Source organism: Staphylococcus sp. 11511212 (assembly GCF_011394755.1).
Lineage (GTDB): Bacteria > Bacillota > Bacilli > Staphylococcales > Staphylococcaceae > Staphylococcus > Staphylococcus chromogenes.
Genome location: NZ_JAANBQ010000003.1, coordinates 1,107,521 through 1,122,663, shown reverse-complemented (window position 1 = coordinate 1,122,663; position 15,143 = coordinate 1,107,521). Strand labels below are relative to the sequence as shown.

Sequence of the window (15,143 nt, the reverse complement as noted above, 5' to 3'; positions counted from 1 at the left end):
GAGTGAATATAAACAAACTCACAAAAACTATTTAATTTGAGGGTTTAAAAAATGAAAAAAATCTTGATTTAACTGTAAATATGTTATTAATTAAGAGGGAGAGCCTAAACTGATTTTAAGAGTTATGTTTATGAGGAGAATGTTTGCATTTCAAATGGCTATGACAACACCAAACCTCACGCGAGGTATAGTGTTGCCATAGGAGAATATAGATTAAAGATTGTGGTGTCAATTAAGGAGTCCTGACTTTTAATTCTAACAGGTATGAAAACGGTAAAGCGATAATCATGGATTATTAATTGAGTTGAATGATGAATATCGCGACAATAACACATAATAAGCCGAGAATACGCTTAAGGTGTATTGCCTGTTTGGGTGCATTAAGCCATCCGAAGTGATCGATACATAAGCCCATGATTATTTGTCCCAGCATGACAATAATAAGAGAAACAGTAATCCCTAAGATAGGAGCGACAATAATATTTGTGGTTACAAATATAGCGCCCAACATCCCTCCGGTAAAATACCACCAACGAAGAGGACGTGAAGTTGTGTCGCGTTTATAAATTTTAAATCTGCGATGGAATATTATGGTAAGCAAAAATAAGGTCGCTGTCCCGACCGTAAAAGAAACAAACGCTGCAAATAGAGACGAATGTGTAAGTTGTCCTAAACTGCTATTGATTGCTGTTTGAATGGGAGGAGCAGCTCCAAATAAAACTCCGACAATGAGCCAAATTCGATTGTGTATTTGGTTTGTGGCTTGCTTTGAAGTTAAATTCATTAAAATGATGCCTGTAAACAGTAAAATTAAGCCTAATATTTTAACGATAGTTAACGGACGCATCGGCAAATGAAACCAGCCAAACGTATCAATGAGGAGGCTCATAATTAATTGACCAGACAAAGTGGTCACTACAGTGAGGGAAGCCCCTATACGCGGCAGTAAAAGTAGATTTCCCGTTAGAAAAATGACGCCCATTAAGCCTCCAATCACCCATCGATAGTCCAACTGAAATGTGCTTAAAGTATGTGGTGTAAAATAGTGCGGTTGAAAACAAAGAATGACGATGGCAAGCGTGAGACTTCCTACTAAAAAAGAGATGGCAGATGTATAAAAAGAACTGTGCGTAAAATGGTGTAACCGTGCATTTATAGAAGTTTGCAATGGAATAACTGCACCAGCACAAAGCGTTAAAAGAAGTAATAGTAATATCATAAGACCTCCTATACTTTGATTATACGTAAGCGCATTGTTTTTGATCATGGGCATATCAATTTTCAGTCATTTTACAATCATGTAAAGACAATGTAAATTTTCGAATAAGTTTAATTTAAACGAAACATAGTGTCTTATAAATTTAGTATGATAATCTTGAAATAGTGAGAGTGTGGTGAATCCATTTGTGTAATCATGAAGTTGTTAGGCTCATCAATGAAGGGCTTTTCTTAGTGAATGTTGATGAATGTTGTACCTTTCAACAAGACGAATATGTAGAAGTGTTGAGTGTCAAATCGCCACATACGATTTTGGCACAAGTGTGTGAAGTTTATGAGAAGTATGTCTTATGTATGAAAATGGAAACATCAAAAGTATTTTATGGTGAAAAAGTTCGCTCATACCACAGTGACTCATAAATCGTGCGGTAAAAGGGGGCATAAACACTTTTATGTCTTTGTTGGGGGCAGAGATAAAGCAGTGTATACGTAAAAAGCGCACTCCAAGTTCAGTTAGATTATTAAGACTTTCTGTTACAGTTTTTGCTCAGAAGTTTCAACTAAGAATGAGTTGAATATGCGTTCATTACTTACTAGTAATTATTACATCATCTGTCTTTTTGCATTATTATCTATTTAAATTTAAAATAGCCATCAAAATTTATCTATGTGTAAATTTTGATGGCTTTCTCACGTTAGGTCGTGCAATCTCGTAGACGCTTTTTATTAAGGATTCAAGGGGGAATTCAGGCTATTCTATGCTAAATTGATGAAGGGATAAGCGTCTTTAAAATATAAGAAAAGCCCTCAAAATTGAATGGTCATTTTGAGGACTTTAAACAGAATGAAAATGAATCTATACAGCGATTAATTTTAGAATAATACTGTGACCGTGCGATCTATCAATTGCGCAGATTTTACTTTTGTCACAGGCACGCCATTGTACATTAAAATATTTAATTTTACAATTTTATCGGCTTGCACTTCTACTAATTCGCGTGTAATTGTTGATGCTAATTTAGGGATGGTGAGTTTTACAGGTTTTTGTAATGCATTTTCAAATGTAATTTCTAATGTTTTTGTATTCATAATGTAGTCTCCTTTTAACCAATTTGTTCAGTTTTCACTGATTCGATACTGTCGTAATGCTCTCCAGATAGTGCTTCAATCGCTTTAGCAAAAGAAAGTAACTCTTGGTCAGTTGCTGTCGATTTAATTTGATTGAATCGACGCGTGGATTTCGTTGCTTTGCCTTCCGGAGATAAAGTCGTTTGTGTCAGAATGAGTGTAAGATTTAAGTTGTTCATGATTTCTGACCTCCTTTCACTATATATATCGTTTTTAAAACGCAAAAAGGCCAAAAATTTTTTTGAAAAATGTGAACATAACTCTTTCATGTTACTAAAATAAAGTATATCATTGTATAAGAAACATTAAATGAGGTGGCAGATGTGAACTTTGTAGATCCAATTCGAGATAAAACAGATATACATAAAATGTATGTGTATTTACAAAGCCAATCCATGAGAGATTACTTACTATTTAAGTTTGCGATTCATACAGGTGTCAAATTAAATGAATTACTAAATTTAAAGGTTGAGGATGTATTAAATCCACAACATGAAGTCGTCCATGTATGGGTAACGTCAACTTCACAAGATATCCGAGTCATTATTCCTGAAAAACTAAGAGGTGAATTGATAGGGTACATTCGTGAGGGAAGACTGACGGACACAAGTTTGTTATTTCAATCAAAGCGAACAAAAAATGGTTTGAGTCGACAACAAGCTTATCGCATAATAAACGCGGCAGCAACGAAGGTAGGGATAGAACATATTGGTTTAACAACATTACGAAAAACATTTGCCTATCATACGTATCGTTCTGGGGTGTCTATCTCCATTATTCAAAAATATTTAGGACATCAAACATCCTATGAAACGATGAAATTTATAGGAATTACGAAAAAGGAAATTAATACGACAATCGCATTAAATTTATAAAATTTGTTTATAAGGAGGATAGAGGATGGTTATTTTAGGATTAATGTCATTTTTAATTATCATCATGCTCGTTCTGGCTGTTATGATGAAAGGCAATACGAAACAATGGCCAGGATTTCTCGCATTAATGGCGCCAGTAGCGTCAGCAGTAGTTTTTTTGTATCACATTCCAAAAGTCTTAAATCATCATTATTTAAGTTACACGTTAAAGTGGTTGCCAACATACGATATTAACTTTGATTTTAGACTTGATGGCTTGAGTTTGTTTTTTAGCCTTCTCATTTCAATTATTGGTGTAGCGGTCTTCTTTTATGCCACACAATATTTATCCCATAAATACGATGATTTGCCACGCTTTTACATTTACCTCGTATTATTTATGTTCAGTATGTTAGGGATTGTGTTAGCGAATAACACGATTATTTTGTACATTTTTTGGGAGCTCACGAGTGTTTCCTCTTTTCTATTAATCAGTTATTGGTACGATAAAACTGACAGTCAACGCGGGGCAATGACCTCATTTGTTGTGACCGTTTTTGGTGGTTTGGCAATGCTTGTGGGCTTTATCATGCTTTATGTTGTCACGGGAACGAATACAATCACCAAACAGATTGCACAAAGTCATGAAATTGCGGCACATCCGCTGTTTATTCCGATTGTTTTGATGTTTTTACTCGGGGCATTTACGAAATCTGCACAGTGGCCATTTCATTTTTGGTTACCTCGAGCGATGGCAGCTCCTACGCCTGTGAGTGCTTATTTACACTCAGCGACGATGGTAAAAGCAGGTATTTTTCTATTGCTTCGCTTTACGCCAATTTTAGGTCAGAGCCAATTTTATATTTATATGGTGACGATGATTGGTTTAATTACAATGATTTACGGTTCAATCACAGCTATTCGTCAATACGACTTAAAAGGAATTCTTGCCTATTCCACAATTAGTCAACTTGGCATGATTATGTCAATGGTAGGACTTGGAGGCGGTATTGCCACTGCAACAAATTCAGCTGTCATTGAAGCGAATGCTTATATTTTATTTGCGGCTATCTTTCACTTACTTAATCATGCCTTATTTAAAGGAGCCTTGTTTATGGGGGTCGGACTGATTGACCATGAAACAGGTACACGAGATATTCGCAAATTAGGTGGTTTGAAAAAGGCGTTACCTATCACGATGACAGTGATGATATTAGCGTCATTAGCAATGGCAGGCGTGCCTCTATTGAATGGGTTTATAAGTAAAGAGATGTTTTTTGAAGGATTAGTGAATGCGCATAAACTTCAGGGCTTCAATGTTCTCATGACTGTCATTGTGAGCTTTATAGGTTTTGTCGCAAGTATTTTTACATTTATTTATTCGGGTTACATGATAAAACAAACGTTTTTTGGAGAATTTAAAATCAATAAATCACTTCATGAGCCAAAGCTATTTATAGCACCGGCAGCCGTGATGGCGATTTGTTTACCTCTTATTTTTATCATGCCTAAAGTGGTTGGAGATACCATATTAAAAGGGGCTTTTGAAAATATCGTAGCCTCAAATGAATTAGCCTCCTATGCGCCTCATTTATCTCAATGGCACGGTATTACGCTTCCGCTTATGATGAGTGTGACCGTTATTGTTCTCGGTATTATAGGTGTGTTATTCGTGGATTGGACACGTTTTACACAAGTGAAAGAAAAGAGTTGGTCAAGTGTTAATCTTTTCCACGGATCGTATAAATCTATGGAGGAATACTCAGGAATAGGTTTACGTTCTCTTATGAATAATCGTTTAAATTCATACTTGATTGTGACATTGATGATTTATTTTATTATTAATGTCTATGGACTAATACGCGTAGGGATACCTGAGATGTATAAAATTGACGTGACAGATTATCATATTTTTCATGTGCTTTTATTAGTCACTGTCATCGTCATCGGTTTTGCACTTATTTTTATTCGTCAACGTTTAACGATGGTTATATTAACTGGAGGTATTGGTTACGCCGTTGCGTTATTTTTCATATTAATGCGTGCACCCGATTTAGCATTGACACAATTAGTGACAGAAACAATTACAACCGTCCTCTTCATTGTAAGTTTTTCACGCTTGCCAAATATTCCACGTGGAAGCTTCAACATGAAAAAAGAATCGGTGAAAATTGTTGTTTCTCTCTTAACAGCGTTTCTCGTTGTTGGTTTTGTGTTTATGATTCAACAAGCGAGTGCATTAGAGACGATTTCTGTGTTTTATCACGATGCATATGAAAAATCAGGCGGGAAAAATGTCGTTAATGCGATACTCGGTGATTTCCGAGCGTTAGATACGATGGCGGAAGGATTAGTGTTAATTATTGCAGGATTAGGTATTTATACATTACTTAACTTTAGAGATCGGAGGGGTCAAGATGAAAGAGAATGATTTAGTCCTTAAAACAGTCACACGCATTGTTGTATTTATCATTTTGACTTTCGGGTTCTATTTATTCTTTGCCGGTCACAACAATCCAGGTGGAGGATTTATTGCAGGATTAATTTTAAGTTCGGCATTTATCTTAATGTTTTTAGCATTTGACGTGAAACAAGTGCTTGAAGCGTTACCTATTGATTTTAGAAAGTTAATGATAGTAGGGGCGTTTGTCTCATTAGGCACAGCCTTGGCGCCTTTGTTTTTCGGCAAAAATATCCTTTACCAAGCAGATGCATATTTTAAATTTCCTTATTTTGGAGAAGTGCATTTATCTACAATTACATTATTCGAAGCAGGGATTACATTAAGCGTTGTAGGTGTAGTGGTGACGACAATTCTTTCATTGAGTGGAGGGAGATCATGAATATTATCTTACTCCTAACGATAGGATTTTTAGTGTTTATCGCAACGTATATGATTCTTTCTAAAAATTTAATACGAATTGTAATTGGCATCGCAATTTATACCCATGCGGGAAACCTCATTATTATGAGCATGGGAGAGTATACATCGGATAAAACCGAACCTTTAATCGTCACAGGACATGAAAATTTTGTTGATCCACTACTTCAAGCGATTGTTTTGACGGCCATCGTGATTGGTTTTGCGATTACGGCATTTTTACTTGTGCTTGTTTACCGTACATTTAAAGTGACGAAAGAAGATGAGATTAACGTTTTAACAGGTGGTGAAGAAGATGAATGACAATTTTTTAGCAATTCCATTTTTGTTGCCACTGATTGGGGCGTTGTTACTGGTCATTTTAAATAAACAAGTCAGATTATCACGTATGCTTTCTTTAATAATCGTATTTGTGTCTTTTGTCTCTTCATTGGTGATGTTGATTTACGTTGTGAACAATGAGCCGCTCAAATTAGATTTTTCAGGATGGAGAGCACCATTTGGGATTCAATACGTAGGTGATGCATTAAGTTTATTACTAGTGACCACGACCCATTTTGTCGTTTTTATGATTATTGGGTTTGGTTTTGGTCGTGGGGAAAAACGTGCCAGTCGCTATTACTTACCGTCCTTTGTTTTATTTTTAACGGTGGGCGTTGTAGGTTCATTTTTAACAGCTGATTTATTTAATCTCTATGTCATGTTTGAAATCATGCTACTTGCTTCGTTTGTGCTCGTAACATTAGGGCAATCCGTTGAACAATTACGGGCAAGTATCATCTATGTTGTACTGAATGTGATTGGTTCATGGATACTTCTGATTGGAATTGGTTTGTTGTACCGTCAGTTAGGCACTTTAAATTACACACATATTGCGATGAGAATTCGTGAACTGGATGATCCGACAGCGATTCATTTAGTCTCTATGTCATTTATCGTAGCGTTCGGTTCTAAAGCGGCGTTAGTGCTATTTATGTGGTTGCCAAAAGCCTATGCCGTTTTAAATACGGAACTCGCAGCATTATTTGCCTCGTTAATGACAAAAGTAGGGGCCTATGCACTCATTCGTTTCTATACGCTTATTTTCAACCAAAGTGGGGCTGTCACAGAACCATTATTTGTCGTTTTAGCGTGTATGACGATGATTATTGGTGCGGTAGGAACAGTGGCGTATAAAGATATAAAGAAAATCGCCGCTTATCAAGTTATTTTATCAATCGGTTTTGTTATTTTCGGATTAGGAACACATACCTTTAATGGCATTAATGGAGCTATATTTTATTTAATGAATGATATTGTCGTGAAAGCATTACTATTTTTTGTTATTGGTATCATTGTCTATACAACAGGATATCGTCAATATCGCCATTTGAAAGGATTAGCACGAAAAGAGCCGTGGTTAGGAGTGGCGTTCATCGTAGTTACACTCGCCATCGGAGGAGTTCCGCCTTTCAGTGGATTTCCCGGGAAATTATTTATCTTTATTGGCGCAATAGAACATCAACATTTTATTGGTTTGACGTTAATGATTGTCACGAGTCTTATCGGCATGTATAGCTTATTTAGAGTTTTCTTCTATATGTATGCTGGTAACGAAGAAAAAGGGGCTGAGTTAACGTACCATCCTATTCGCCCTGTGCGTAAGCGGATTATTATGATTATGACGGGGGTTGTTCTGTTAATAGGGTTAGCGGCACCTGTCATTATGAAAGCGACTGAGCAAGCGACAGCGATGAATATGAATGTCGACCAATATATTGAAATGGTTAATCCAGAATTGCGAGGTGACCATTCATGAGACAAATTGCATTGAATTTTATGATTGCTATATTATGGGTGCTCTTTCAAGATGAGGATTCCTTTAGATTTCCAACTTTTACTGTCGGGTACATTATTGGATTAGTTATTATTTATTTAGTACATAAATTTTTTGACCAAGAGTTTTATCCGAAAAAGATATGGGTGTCCTTTAAATTTTTAATGACGTACTTATATCAACTTTTTACTTCAACTTTCTCAATTATTAATTATGTATTTTTCAAAACAGATAAAATGGACCCTGGACTCGTCTGGTATGAAACACAATTAGACACAGATTGGGAAATTACTTTCCTCACAATTTTGATTATTATCACGCCAGGTTCCACGATTATTAGAGTCAACCGTGACCCTAACGTTTTCTTAATCCATGCGATAGATACTGCGGCAAAAGAGAAGAAACAATTGCTAAAAAATATTAAAAAATATGAAGAACTGATTGTGGAGGTGACGAAATGATATCGACCATTACAGAATATTTATTATCAGGGGCGCTTATTATTTTCGCCATTTCTTTAGTCATTGTATTATTTCGTCTCATTAAAGGGCCTACAACTGCCGATCGTGTCGTCGCGTTCGATGCGATGAGTGCCATTTTAATGTCCACAGTAGGTGTTTTGAGTCTACTCTTTAAAACATTTTCATTCTTAGATTCGGTTGTTTTAATCGCGATTATTTCGTTCTTGAGTTCCGTCACAATTTCACGTTTCATGGAAGGGGGGAACGTGTTTAATGGAAACAACAAACGAAATCATTAAACTCTTCGCCGCTTTTCTTGTTTTTGCAGGAAGTATCATTGCACTGATTAGTGCTATAGGATTGGTGCGTTTCCAAGATGTCTTTTTACGTATCCATGCGGCAACTAAAGCGTCTACGTTAGCCGTGTTATTAACGCTAGTGGGTGTATTTATCTATTTTATTTTTGCCCAAGGATATGTCAGTGTCAGAACAATTCTCGCCCTCGTCTTTATTAATATTACGTCTCCAGTTGGAGGACATTTGATTTCACGGGCTGCTTTTCGGACAGGTGCTTATATGTATCAAAAGCATCCGACAACGGAGGATGATTCTGATTTAAATAAAGCGGATTTAGATCCAGAAGAACAAAGAAAAATACGCGTTGAAAAAAGAGTAAAACGGCGTCAAAAAATATATTCTCGTTTAGATGATGATTAAAGAAGCGGATTTTAATACTTTATGAAAAAATCGAATGGAAAGTGATTTTTAAACGTTGCTTGTTTAAGTGATAGTAAAATAGAGGCTGGGACATAATTGATTTCATGTATTTGATTGTTCCAAAAAGCCTCGCTTTTCTTGGAGCATTACAGAAATCTATTTGATTTCGTAGTAATGCCTGCCGGTGCATGAAGACGTTAGGAATGTAATGAGTTACGTCTTCAGTACACCTATGAACATGCGTGAATAGGTGGTCCTTATTTTAAGTTGCGTAAAGCTTGAAAAGCGCATACGTAATCCAGTCAGCTACTGCCACTAATTTTATTGCGGTAAGTGAAAAATCTTAAAATGGATTTTCGGTTTCGGCTAGATGCCTCAGAAGTCTCGGCTTAGGAATCAATCAAATTTGCTATAATTATTCACCGCTCTAAAGTTATAAAATTTGTATTATCAATTCTATTTGTATGAACTAATTTGTATCAAAATAGCCCTCAAAATTTATTCTCAGATAAATTTTGAGGGCTATTTATGTAGGATAAAGCGTGTTTCTCCGCTTTTATTGAGTTAAGCAAATGTAACTCAAGTTATTTCATACTATCGTGAATGGTTTTGATGTTTGATGCCATCATATTGTAATAAGAGTCTCCATCACTGCCTTTTTTACCGATAGAATCTGTGTAGACAGTGCCGTAAATTTTAGCTCCTGTATCTTCACTTAAACGCTTCATAGCTTTATCACTGACACTTGTTTCTTGAAGTAGGTATTTCATATTATGAGATTTGACAAAATCAATCGCTTGTTTCATTTGTTGCGGTGTGCCTTGATTTTCTGTATTAATTTCCCAAATGAAACCAGGTTGAATATCGTACTGTTTTGCAAAATATTTAAAGGCCCCTTCACTCGTAATCATATTACGTTTGTCTTTAGGAATGTCATTGAATTGGTTATGACTTTTAGCATTTAAAGTTTTTAATTCAGATAAATATTTATCTCCCTGCTTTTGATAATCTTTTTGATGTTTTTGATCAGCCTCTTCTAACCCTTTTTGAATGCGTTCAACGTATTTAATCCCGTTTTCCAAACTTAACCATGCATGTGGGTCAATATGAGTGGCTGACTTCTCATTGCCATTTAAATAAATCGGTTTGACGTTTTCTGTTGCTTGGATAACATTTTTGTCTTTTAAAGATTTATTAGCTTCTTTAAGTGCTTTTTCGAACCAACCATTCCCACTTTCTAAGTTGAATCCATTGTAAATAACAACATCGGCATCGGCGAGGGCTTGAATGTCTTTCGGTTTAATTTCGTATTCGTGCGGATCTTGACCAATAGGCACGATACTATGTATTTCTGCATGGTCACCTGCAACATTTTTTGTCATATCGTAAAGTATAGAATTCGTTGTAACAACCTTTAACTTATCTTGTTTTTCACTTTTACCAAAACCACAAGCGGTAAGCATCACAGCAACAAGTAAGAGAGTAAGAATACGTTTAATCATGATGTATGGACAGCTCCTTTATGAAATCTAGATTTGATTTTGTGATAAATAAAACTTAAAACATAGAGTAGGGCAGCAATGAGTACAATGACGGCACCACTTGGTAAGTTGAGTTGAAAACTAAAGTAAATGCCCATCGTGGCACTTACGACACTGCATATACATGAAAGCATGAGCATCGTTGATAGTTTGTTTGCGAGCAAATAGGCTGTGGACGCGGGTGTAATTAAAAGTGCCACGACTAAAATAACACCTACTGTTTGCACGCTTGTGACGATGACTAAGGCTAACAACAACATGACTAAATAGTGAATCGCACGCGTTGGTAGTCCGTTCATACGACTAAATATTGGATCAAAAGTTGAAATTTTAAGGGGACGATAAAGGATTAAAATTAAAATAATAACGCAAAGACTAATCCAAAAAGTAGTATGAAAGGCATCATCCGTAATGGCGAGAATATTACCAAATAAAATATGGTAAAGGTCTGTTGTTGACTGTATCGTACTAATCAAGATAATCCCGGTAGCAAGAAACGTCGTGAAAATAATACCTATAGCAGCGTCTTTTTTGGTTTTCGTCGTGTCGGAAATATAACCTATACATAAGCTACTCAAGACACCTGTAACCAAAGCCCCAATAAACATAGGAATATGTAAAATGAATGAAATCGCAACGCCTGGAAGGACAGCATGACTCATAGCATCTCCCATTAAAGATAGGCCCCTTAACAGGATAAAACAGCCAACAATGCCACAGACTGCGCCAACGAAAATAGCGGTTAATAACGCGCGTGTTAAAAATGGATAATCAACGAGATGTTGTAGGAATGCCATTATTTGTCTGCTCCTTCGATTGATATTTTTGTGTCAGCGTGTCGGTATGTAATGCAGAGAGGAAAGTGTGCTCAATATTAGAAGGAGTTAATACTTCCTCGGTCGCACCAAAATATTGGATACTCTGGTTAAGCAATAACACACGATCAAAATAATCCTTTGCTGTTGTTAAATCATGATGAACAATAATAATCAGTTTGCCTTCACGTTTTAACGCATTTAATTTTTGAATAATCATTTTTTCGCTTTTAAAATCAATGCCGACAAAAGGTTCATCTAAAATGTAAATTTCATGTGTACGCATTAATGTACGTGCAAGTATGACACGTTGTAATTGTCCACCACTGAGTGTATGAAGTGGGCGTTTACGTAAATCGAATAACTCTAAATCTTGCAATAAGTGATGACATTGTTGTCGCTTTTGACGCGAAACACGTTTAAACCAACCGATTTCACCATAACACCCTGAGAGCACTAACGATTCAACATCTATTGGAAAATCTAAATCTAAGGCCATTTTTTGAGGAACATAGGCAATATGTCGCCTCTCTTGACTAATAGGTTTGCCATTAAGCTTGATTTCGCCTTGAAAACGTAGTTCGCCTACCAATGCTTTGACCAAAGTGGATTTACCACTTCCGTTTGGACCCATGATCCCCACAATTTCTCCATTTAAAGGAAGCGTTAAATGGATGTCTTTCAGAACATGCTTATGTTGAAGGGTTAGGTTTAAGTGGTTAATCTCAATCATTTTAACACAACCTTTTGTTTTATTTAGGTTACCCTAATAAATTTATATTATAAAATGTATTCTGTCAAAGTCAAGTTGTTTCGTGATACAATAAAGTGAATCTTTTTAAGAGGTGAAAACATGTTAACTGAGGAAAAAGAGGATTATCTGAAAGCGATACTGAGTCATGACGGTAAAACATATTATGTTTCGAATAAAACGCTCTCTCAGTTTCTTAATATTAAACCACCCTCTGTCAGTGAAATGGTGGGACGTTTAGAAAAAGAAGGATACGTTGAAACGAAACCGTATAAAGGCGTCAAACTCTCTGAAAAAGGTCTTGTGGCGACATTAGAGATCATTAAACGACACCGTTTAATAGAATTATTTTTAATAGAGGTTATGAATTATACTTGGGAAGAAGTCCATGCAGAAGCAGAAGTGTTAGAACACAGAGTTTCAGACTTATTTGTACAAAGGCTAGATGAATTGTTAAATTATCCTGAAACTTGTCCGCACGGAGGCATCATTCCAAGAGGTACGGATTATGTGGAACGATATAATACGCCGCTCATCGAATTTGAAGCGGGAGACAAAGTTGTTTTAAGACGTGTCCGTGACAAATCAGAATTATTGATATATCTTTCAAGCAAAAATATTCAGATAGGCGAGACGATTGAGGTTGTAAGTAAAGATGCAACCAATCAAATGCTTGAAATTAAAAATGGAGAACAGACGGTGATCTTGAGTTACGAAAATGCTAATGTCATTTTTGCTGAACAAGCATAAAAAAGGAACTCACTCAAAGTTAGAAAGCCATCAACATTTACCCTCGAGTACATGTTGATGGCTATTTTAATATAGTTCTCTGTCAAATCGTACTGGTCACATTAAATCAAGGAGTAAACTCCTTTTTTGTTGTAAGAGTACGATTTCTTGAACTTTGTTTGTTATTTTAATACTCTTTAAATCAGTAAAACTGAGTCGTAAAATAGATTTTATAACGCTTGTGAATATATATAGCGTATTTGATTGATTCCTAAGCCGAGACTTCTAAGGCATCTAGCCGAAACCGAAAATCCATTTTAAGATTGAGATAATCTCAATCTTAAACTATGGATCACCTATTCACCCATGTTCATAGGTGTACTGAATACGTAACTCATTTCATTCGTAACGTCTTCATGCAGAGGTGAGGCGCCTAGAAAAGCGAGGCTTTATGGAACAATCAAATAAATGAAGTTATTTATACATCAGTCCGATTTATTATAGAACCTTTAATATAAATTAAAAACGTCATTTAGCCAGAACTTATAACGTCAACTTATGAAAAAAGGTCTTTATGCTTAGCGCCTTATGATGCAAATAATTGCTGAAATAGAAAATAGAGACTGGCTAAATTCAATAATATCCAAATAGAAGCATAAAATAGAGTAGGGATATGTGTTAATGCGCTTAAAGCACTCCCATCCCAAGACGGTTTAGGTCTTGCAAAGGTAAGTTGCGCAATTGTCACAGTCGATTGAAGCACTTCCCCTAAAAGTGTCCCGAGTAAAAAATGATAAATCATCATATAAATCATCGAGTAATTCGTTAGATTTTCAGATTGAACTCCAAAGTAAGTCGCTAACCCTAGGATAAATATAATCAAAATAGGTGTTATTTTTCGTGATGTGACGACGGTAAAGTATAAAAAGATAAGAATGTAAAACAGTATAAATAAGGCGCCGTAGCCCTTACTTTGAAGTATTAATCCCACACTCAACATGAAGGGAGGCATAATATATCCTCCAAAAGTGGTCCAGATTTGACCTAAGCGACTTCGTGATTTGGTAATGGCATAGCCTTGTTGCCCTGTAGCCATACGCTCGCTTCGTTTAACAACGACAACAAAATCTACAGCGCGACCGCCACTTAAACGGTTAAAGAGCACATGACCAAATTCATGCGTTAAAACCGGAATATAGTTTAAGAAAATATCTAACATGGAGAAGAGCGGTTGTCGTTGATAATAGTGACTGACTAAATAGAGTGTTGTCACAAAAAGCAATAACACGAGTGAAATGGGAACAGGAGAAACAAGCCAGAATTGTTCCTGCATATTGATAGTCCTTTCTGTGTAAGTACCTGTATTATAAAATAATTTGACCTTTGTCGCCTATAGACTTCAGTCGTAGTTGGAAGGGGCTATAGGGTTTTATTACTGTTGCGGGGTTTCCACCAACGACGGTTCTAGGGGCAACATCTTTTGTAACCACGCTACCTGCGGCAATGGTGGCCCTTTGCCAATTGTAACTCCAGGCAAAATAATAGCGCCCGCACCAATCCAAACATCATCTTTAACAGAAATGGGTTGCCCTTGTTCAATGCCAGAACGTCGGTCAATAGAATCCAATGGATGATTGACGGTAATGATTTGTACGTTTGGACCAATTTTAACATGATTACCAATATAGATAGGGGCGATGTCCAACCATGTTGTGTGGGCATTGGCAAAAAACGATTCACCAATATGAATATTAAATCCATAATCCATATGAATAGGGGGCGTGAATGTAAAATGCGTTTTTGTTGAGCCAAGGAGTGGCCTTAAAAACACTTGACGTGCTTCATCTTCGTCTAGGGAAACTGTCGTAAATACCTTTCCGTTTGTTGACGTGCTTTTACAAGCTCAGGATCGTTTGCGTGATAGGGAAGACCCTCTATCATTTTGTCGAATTCCTTCATATGATAACCTCCTTTAAAATTTGACCTTTTAATCACTCCAGTGGATTAATACACTGCATACGAAAGTGATGACATCAATAATATTTACATGTTTACAAAATGTTCCGCAAGGTGTCATAGGTGCTCAGACTTTAGTATTAAAAATGTTGATATAACTTGATTTAAGTGTAAAATGTGTTAAAGTTACATAAATGGTATGTAAATCTGATGTAAAAATCAAGAGAATGAAGGTGAGACTATGGCAAAAGTGTTGCCAGAGATACAAAGTGAGCG

General features: G+C 36.2%; 18 protein-coding genes and 1 pseudogene. 10 read left to right on the top strand and 9 right to left on the bottom strand.

Going from position 1 to position 15,143, the window contains the following annotated elements; all coding sequences use genetic code 11:
• Positions 1-295: 295 nt before the first annotated feature.
• Entirely contained in the window at positions 296-1,219 is a 924-nt protein-coding gene (locus G8Y84_RS06910) for a DMT family transporter (RefSeq protein WP_037572757.1), read from the bottom strand.
• 233 nt (positions 1,220-1,452) lie between these two features.
• On the opposite strand from G8Y84_RS06910, the gene G8Y84_RS06905 reads away from it, so the two are divergent.
• Positions 1,453-1,638: a hypothetical protein gene (locus G8Y84_RS06905; RefSeq protein ID WP_051604942.1), complete on the top strand. Its 186-nt coding sequence runs from the start codon at positions 1,453-1,455 to the stop codon at positions 1,636-1,638.
• Positions 1,639-2,091: 453 nt separating this feature from the next.
• Here the strand turns inward: G8Y84_RS06905 and G8Y84_RS06900 are convergent, their stop codons facing one another.
• Complete coding sequence (locus G8Y84_RS06900) at positions 2,092-2,307, bottom strand: DUF2922 domain-containing protein (RefSeq protein ID WP_037572755.1); 216 nt, start codon at positions 2,305-2,307, stop codon at positions 2,092-2,094.
• A gap of 14 nt (positions 2,308-2,321) precedes the next feature.
• Entirely contained in the window at positions 2,322-2,525 is a 204-nt protein-coding gene (gene sroA / locus G8Y84_RS06895; RefSeq protein WP_037572754.1) for a sigS mRNA-stabilizing protein SroA, read from the bottom strand.
• Positions 2,526-2,669: 144 nt separating this feature from the next.
• On the opposite strand from sroA, the gene G8Y84_RS06890 reads away from it, so the two are divergent.
• Genes G8Y84_RS06890 through G8Y84_RS06855 form a run of 8 tightly spaced genes read left to right on the top strand, consistent with a single transcriptional unit; the run spans position 2,670 to position 9,075 of the window.
• Positions 2,670-3,221, top strand: a complete 552-nt coding sequence (locus tag G8Y84_RS06890) for a tyrosine-type recombinase/integrase (protein ID WP_037572752.1) — start codon at positions 2,670-2,672, stop codon at positions 3,219-3,221.
• Positions 3,222-3,246: 25 nt separating this feature from the next.
• A complete protein-coding gene (locus G8Y84_RS06885; RefSeq protein WP_037572750.1) occupies positions 3,247-5,631 on the top strand; it encodes a DUF4040 family protein in 2,385 nt (794 codons plus the stop codon).
• Complete coding sequence (gene mnhB2 / locus G8Y84_RS06880; protein ID WP_037572748.1) at positions 5,618-6,043, top strand: Na+/H+ antiporter Mnh2 subunit B; 426 nt, start codon at positions 5,618-5,620, stop codon at positions 6,041-6,043. Before G8Y84_RS06885 ends, mnhB2 begins: the two co-directional genes overlap by 14 nt.
• Positions 6,040-6,384, top strand: a complete 345-nt coding sequence (gene mnhC2, locus G8Y84_RS06875; RefSeq protein ID WP_037572746.1) for a Na+/H+ antiporter Mnh2 subunit C — start codon at positions 6,040-6,042, stop codon at positions 6,382-6,384. The genes mnhB2 and mnhC2 overlap by 4 nt, the downstream gene beginning before the upstream one ends.
• Positions 6,377-7,879, top strand: coding sequence for a Na+/H+ antiporter subunit D (locus G8Y84_RS06870; RefSeq protein ID WP_037572743.1), 1,503 nt, complete (start codon positions 6,377-6,379; stop codon positions 7,877-7,879). Before mnhC2 ends, G8Y84_RS06870 begins: the two co-directional genes overlap by 8 nt.
• Positions 7,876-8,358, top strand: coding sequence for a Na+/H+ antiporter subunit E (locus G8Y84_RS06865; protein ID WP_165806213.1), 483 nt, complete (start codon positions 7,876-7,878; stop codon positions 8,356-8,358). Before G8Y84_RS06870 ends, G8Y84_RS06865 begins: the two co-directional genes overlap by 4 nt.
• Complete coding sequence (gene mnhF2 / locus G8Y84_RS06860; protein WP_037572739.1) at positions 8,355-8,657, top strand: Na+/H+ antiporter Mnh2 subunit F; 303 nt, start codon at positions 8,355-8,357, stop codon at positions 8,655-8,657. Before G8Y84_RS06865 ends, mnhF2 begins: the two co-directional genes overlap by 4 nt.
• Positions 8,632-9,075 carry a Na+/H+ antiporter subunit G gene (locus G8Y84_RS06855; RefSeq protein WP_103159317.1) on the top strand — a complete coding sequence of 148 codons (444 nt, stop codon included), beginning with the start codon at positions 8,632-8,634 and terminating at the stop codon, positions 9,073-9,075. The genes mnhF2 and G8Y84_RS06855 overlap by 26 nt, the downstream gene beginning before the upstream one ends.
• 584 nt (positions 9,076-9,659) lie before the next feature.
• On the opposite strand, the gene mntC is transcribed toward G8Y84_RS06855, so the two are convergent.
• Genes mntC through G8Y84_RS06840 form a run of 3 tightly spaced genes read right to left on the bottom strand, consistent with a single transcriptional unit; the run spans position 9,660 to position 12,164 of the window.
• Complete coding sequence (gene mntC / locus G8Y84_RS06850) at positions 9,660-10,574, bottom strand: manganese ABC transporter substrate-binding lipoprotein MntC (protein ID WP_349236831.1); 915 nt, start codon at positions 10,572-10,574, stop codon at positions 9,660-9,662.
• Positions 10,574-11,413 (bottom strand): metal ABC transporter permease, encoded by an 840-nt coding sequence (locus tag G8Y84_RS06845; RefSeq protein ID WP_037572735.1) that lies wholly within the window; start codon positions 11,411-11,413, stop codon positions 10,574-10,576. Before G8Y84_RS06845 ends, mntC begins: the two co-directional genes overlap by 1 nt.
• Positions 11,388-12,164, bottom strand: a complete 777-nt coding sequence (locus G8Y84_RS06840) for a metal ABC transporter ATP-binding protein (protein ID WP_037572733.1) — start codon at positions 12,162-12,164, stop codon at positions 11,388-11,390. Before G8Y84_RS06840 ends, G8Y84_RS06845 begins: the two co-directional genes overlap by 26 nt.
• A 120-nt stretch (positions 12,165-12,284) precedes the next feature.
• Between G8Y84_RS06840 and G8Y84_RS06835 the strand changes: the two genes are divergently transcribed.
• A complete protein-coding gene (locus G8Y84_RS06835) occupies positions 12,285-12,932 on the top strand; it encodes a metal-dependent transcriptional regulator (protein WP_107371774.1) in 648 nt (215 codons plus the stop codon).
• A gap of 565 nt (positions 12,933-13,497) precedes the next feature.
• On the opposite strand, the gene G8Y84_RS06830 is transcribed toward G8Y84_RS06835, so the two are convergent.
• The 3 genes and pseudogenes from G8Y84_RS06830 to G8Y84_RS11585 all read right to left on the bottom strand — a co-directional run bounded on the left by G8Y84_RS06830 (position 13,498) and on the right by G8Y84_RS11585 (position 14,870).
• Entirely contained in the window at positions 13,498-14,244 is a 747-nt protein-coding gene (locus tag G8Y84_RS06830) for a M50 family metallopeptidase (protein WP_037572729.1), read from the bottom strand.
• A 31-nt stretch (positions 14,245-14,275) separates the two neighbouring features.
• Positions 14,276-14,487, bottom strand: a pseudogene (locus tag G8Y84_RS11590) (DapH/DapD/GlmU-related protein); the annotation flags it as partial.
• 275 nt (positions 14,488-14,762) lie between these two features.
• Positions 14,763-14,870: a maltose acetyltransferase domain-containing protein gene (locus G8Y84_RS11585; protein ID WP_105962920.1), complete on the bottom strand. Its 108-nt coding sequence runs from the start codon at positions 14,868-14,870 to the stop codon at positions 14,763-14,765.
• Between the last annotated feature and the right edge of the window lie 273 nt (positions 14,871-15,143).

Coding starts and splice junctions, on each gene's coding strand:
- G8Y84_RS06910 (WP_037572757.1), bottom strand. CDS start 1,219: ATGATATTACTATTACTTCTTTTAACGCTTTGTGCTGGTGCAGTTATT.
- G8Y84_RS06900 (WP_037572755.1), bottom strand. CDS start 2,307: ATGAATACAAAAACATTAGAAATTACATTTGAAAATGCATTACAAAAA.
- sroA (WP_037572754.1), bottom strand. CDS start 2,525: ATGAACAACTTAAATCTTACACTCATTCTGACACAAACGACTTTATCT.
- G8Y84_RS06885 (WP_037572750.1), top strand. CDS start 3,247: ATGGTTATTTTAGGATTAATGTCATTTTTAATTATCATCATGCTCGTT.
- mnhB2 (WP_037572748.1), top strand. CDS start 5,618: ATGAAAGAGAATGATTTAGTCCTTAAAACAGTCACACGCATTGTTGTA.
- mnhC2 (WP_037572746.1), top strand. CDS start 6,040: ATGAATATTATCTTACTCCTAACGATAGGATTTTTAGTGTTTATCGCA.
- G8Y84_RS06870 (WP_037572743.1), top strand. CDS start 6,377: ATGAATGACAATTTTTTAGCAATTCCATTTTTGTTGCCACTGATTGGG.
- G8Y84_RS06865 (WP_165806213.1), top strand. CDS start 7,876: ATGAGACAAATTGCATTGAATTTTATGATTGCTATATTATGGGTGCTC.
- mnhF2 (WP_037572739.1), top strand. CDS start 8,355: ATGATATCGACCATTACAGAATATTTATTATCAGGGGCGCTTATTATT.
- G8Y84_RS06855 (WP_103159317.1), top strand. CDS start 8,632: ATGGAAACAACAAACGAAATCATTAAACTCTTCGCCGCTTTTCTTGTT.
- G8Y84_RS06845 (WP_037572735.1), bottom strand. CDS start 11,413: ATGGCATTCCTACAACATCTCGTTGATTATCCATTTTTAACACGCGCG.
- G8Y84_RS06840 (WP_037572733.1), bottom strand. CDS start 12,164: ATGATTGAGATTAACCACTTAAACCTAACCCTTCAACATAAGCATGTT.
- G8Y84_RS06835 (WP_107371774.1), top strand. CDS start 12,285: ATGTTAACTGAGGAAAAAGAGGATTATCTGAAAGCGATACTGAGTCAT.
- G8Y84_RS06830 (WP_037572729.1), bottom strand. CDS start 14,244: ATGCAGGAACAATTCTGGCTTGTTTCTCCTGTTCCCATTTCACTCGTG.
- G8Y84_RS11585 (WP_105962920.1), bottom strand. CDS start 14,870: ATGAAGGAATTCGACAAAATGATAGAGGGTCTTCCCTATCACGCAAAC.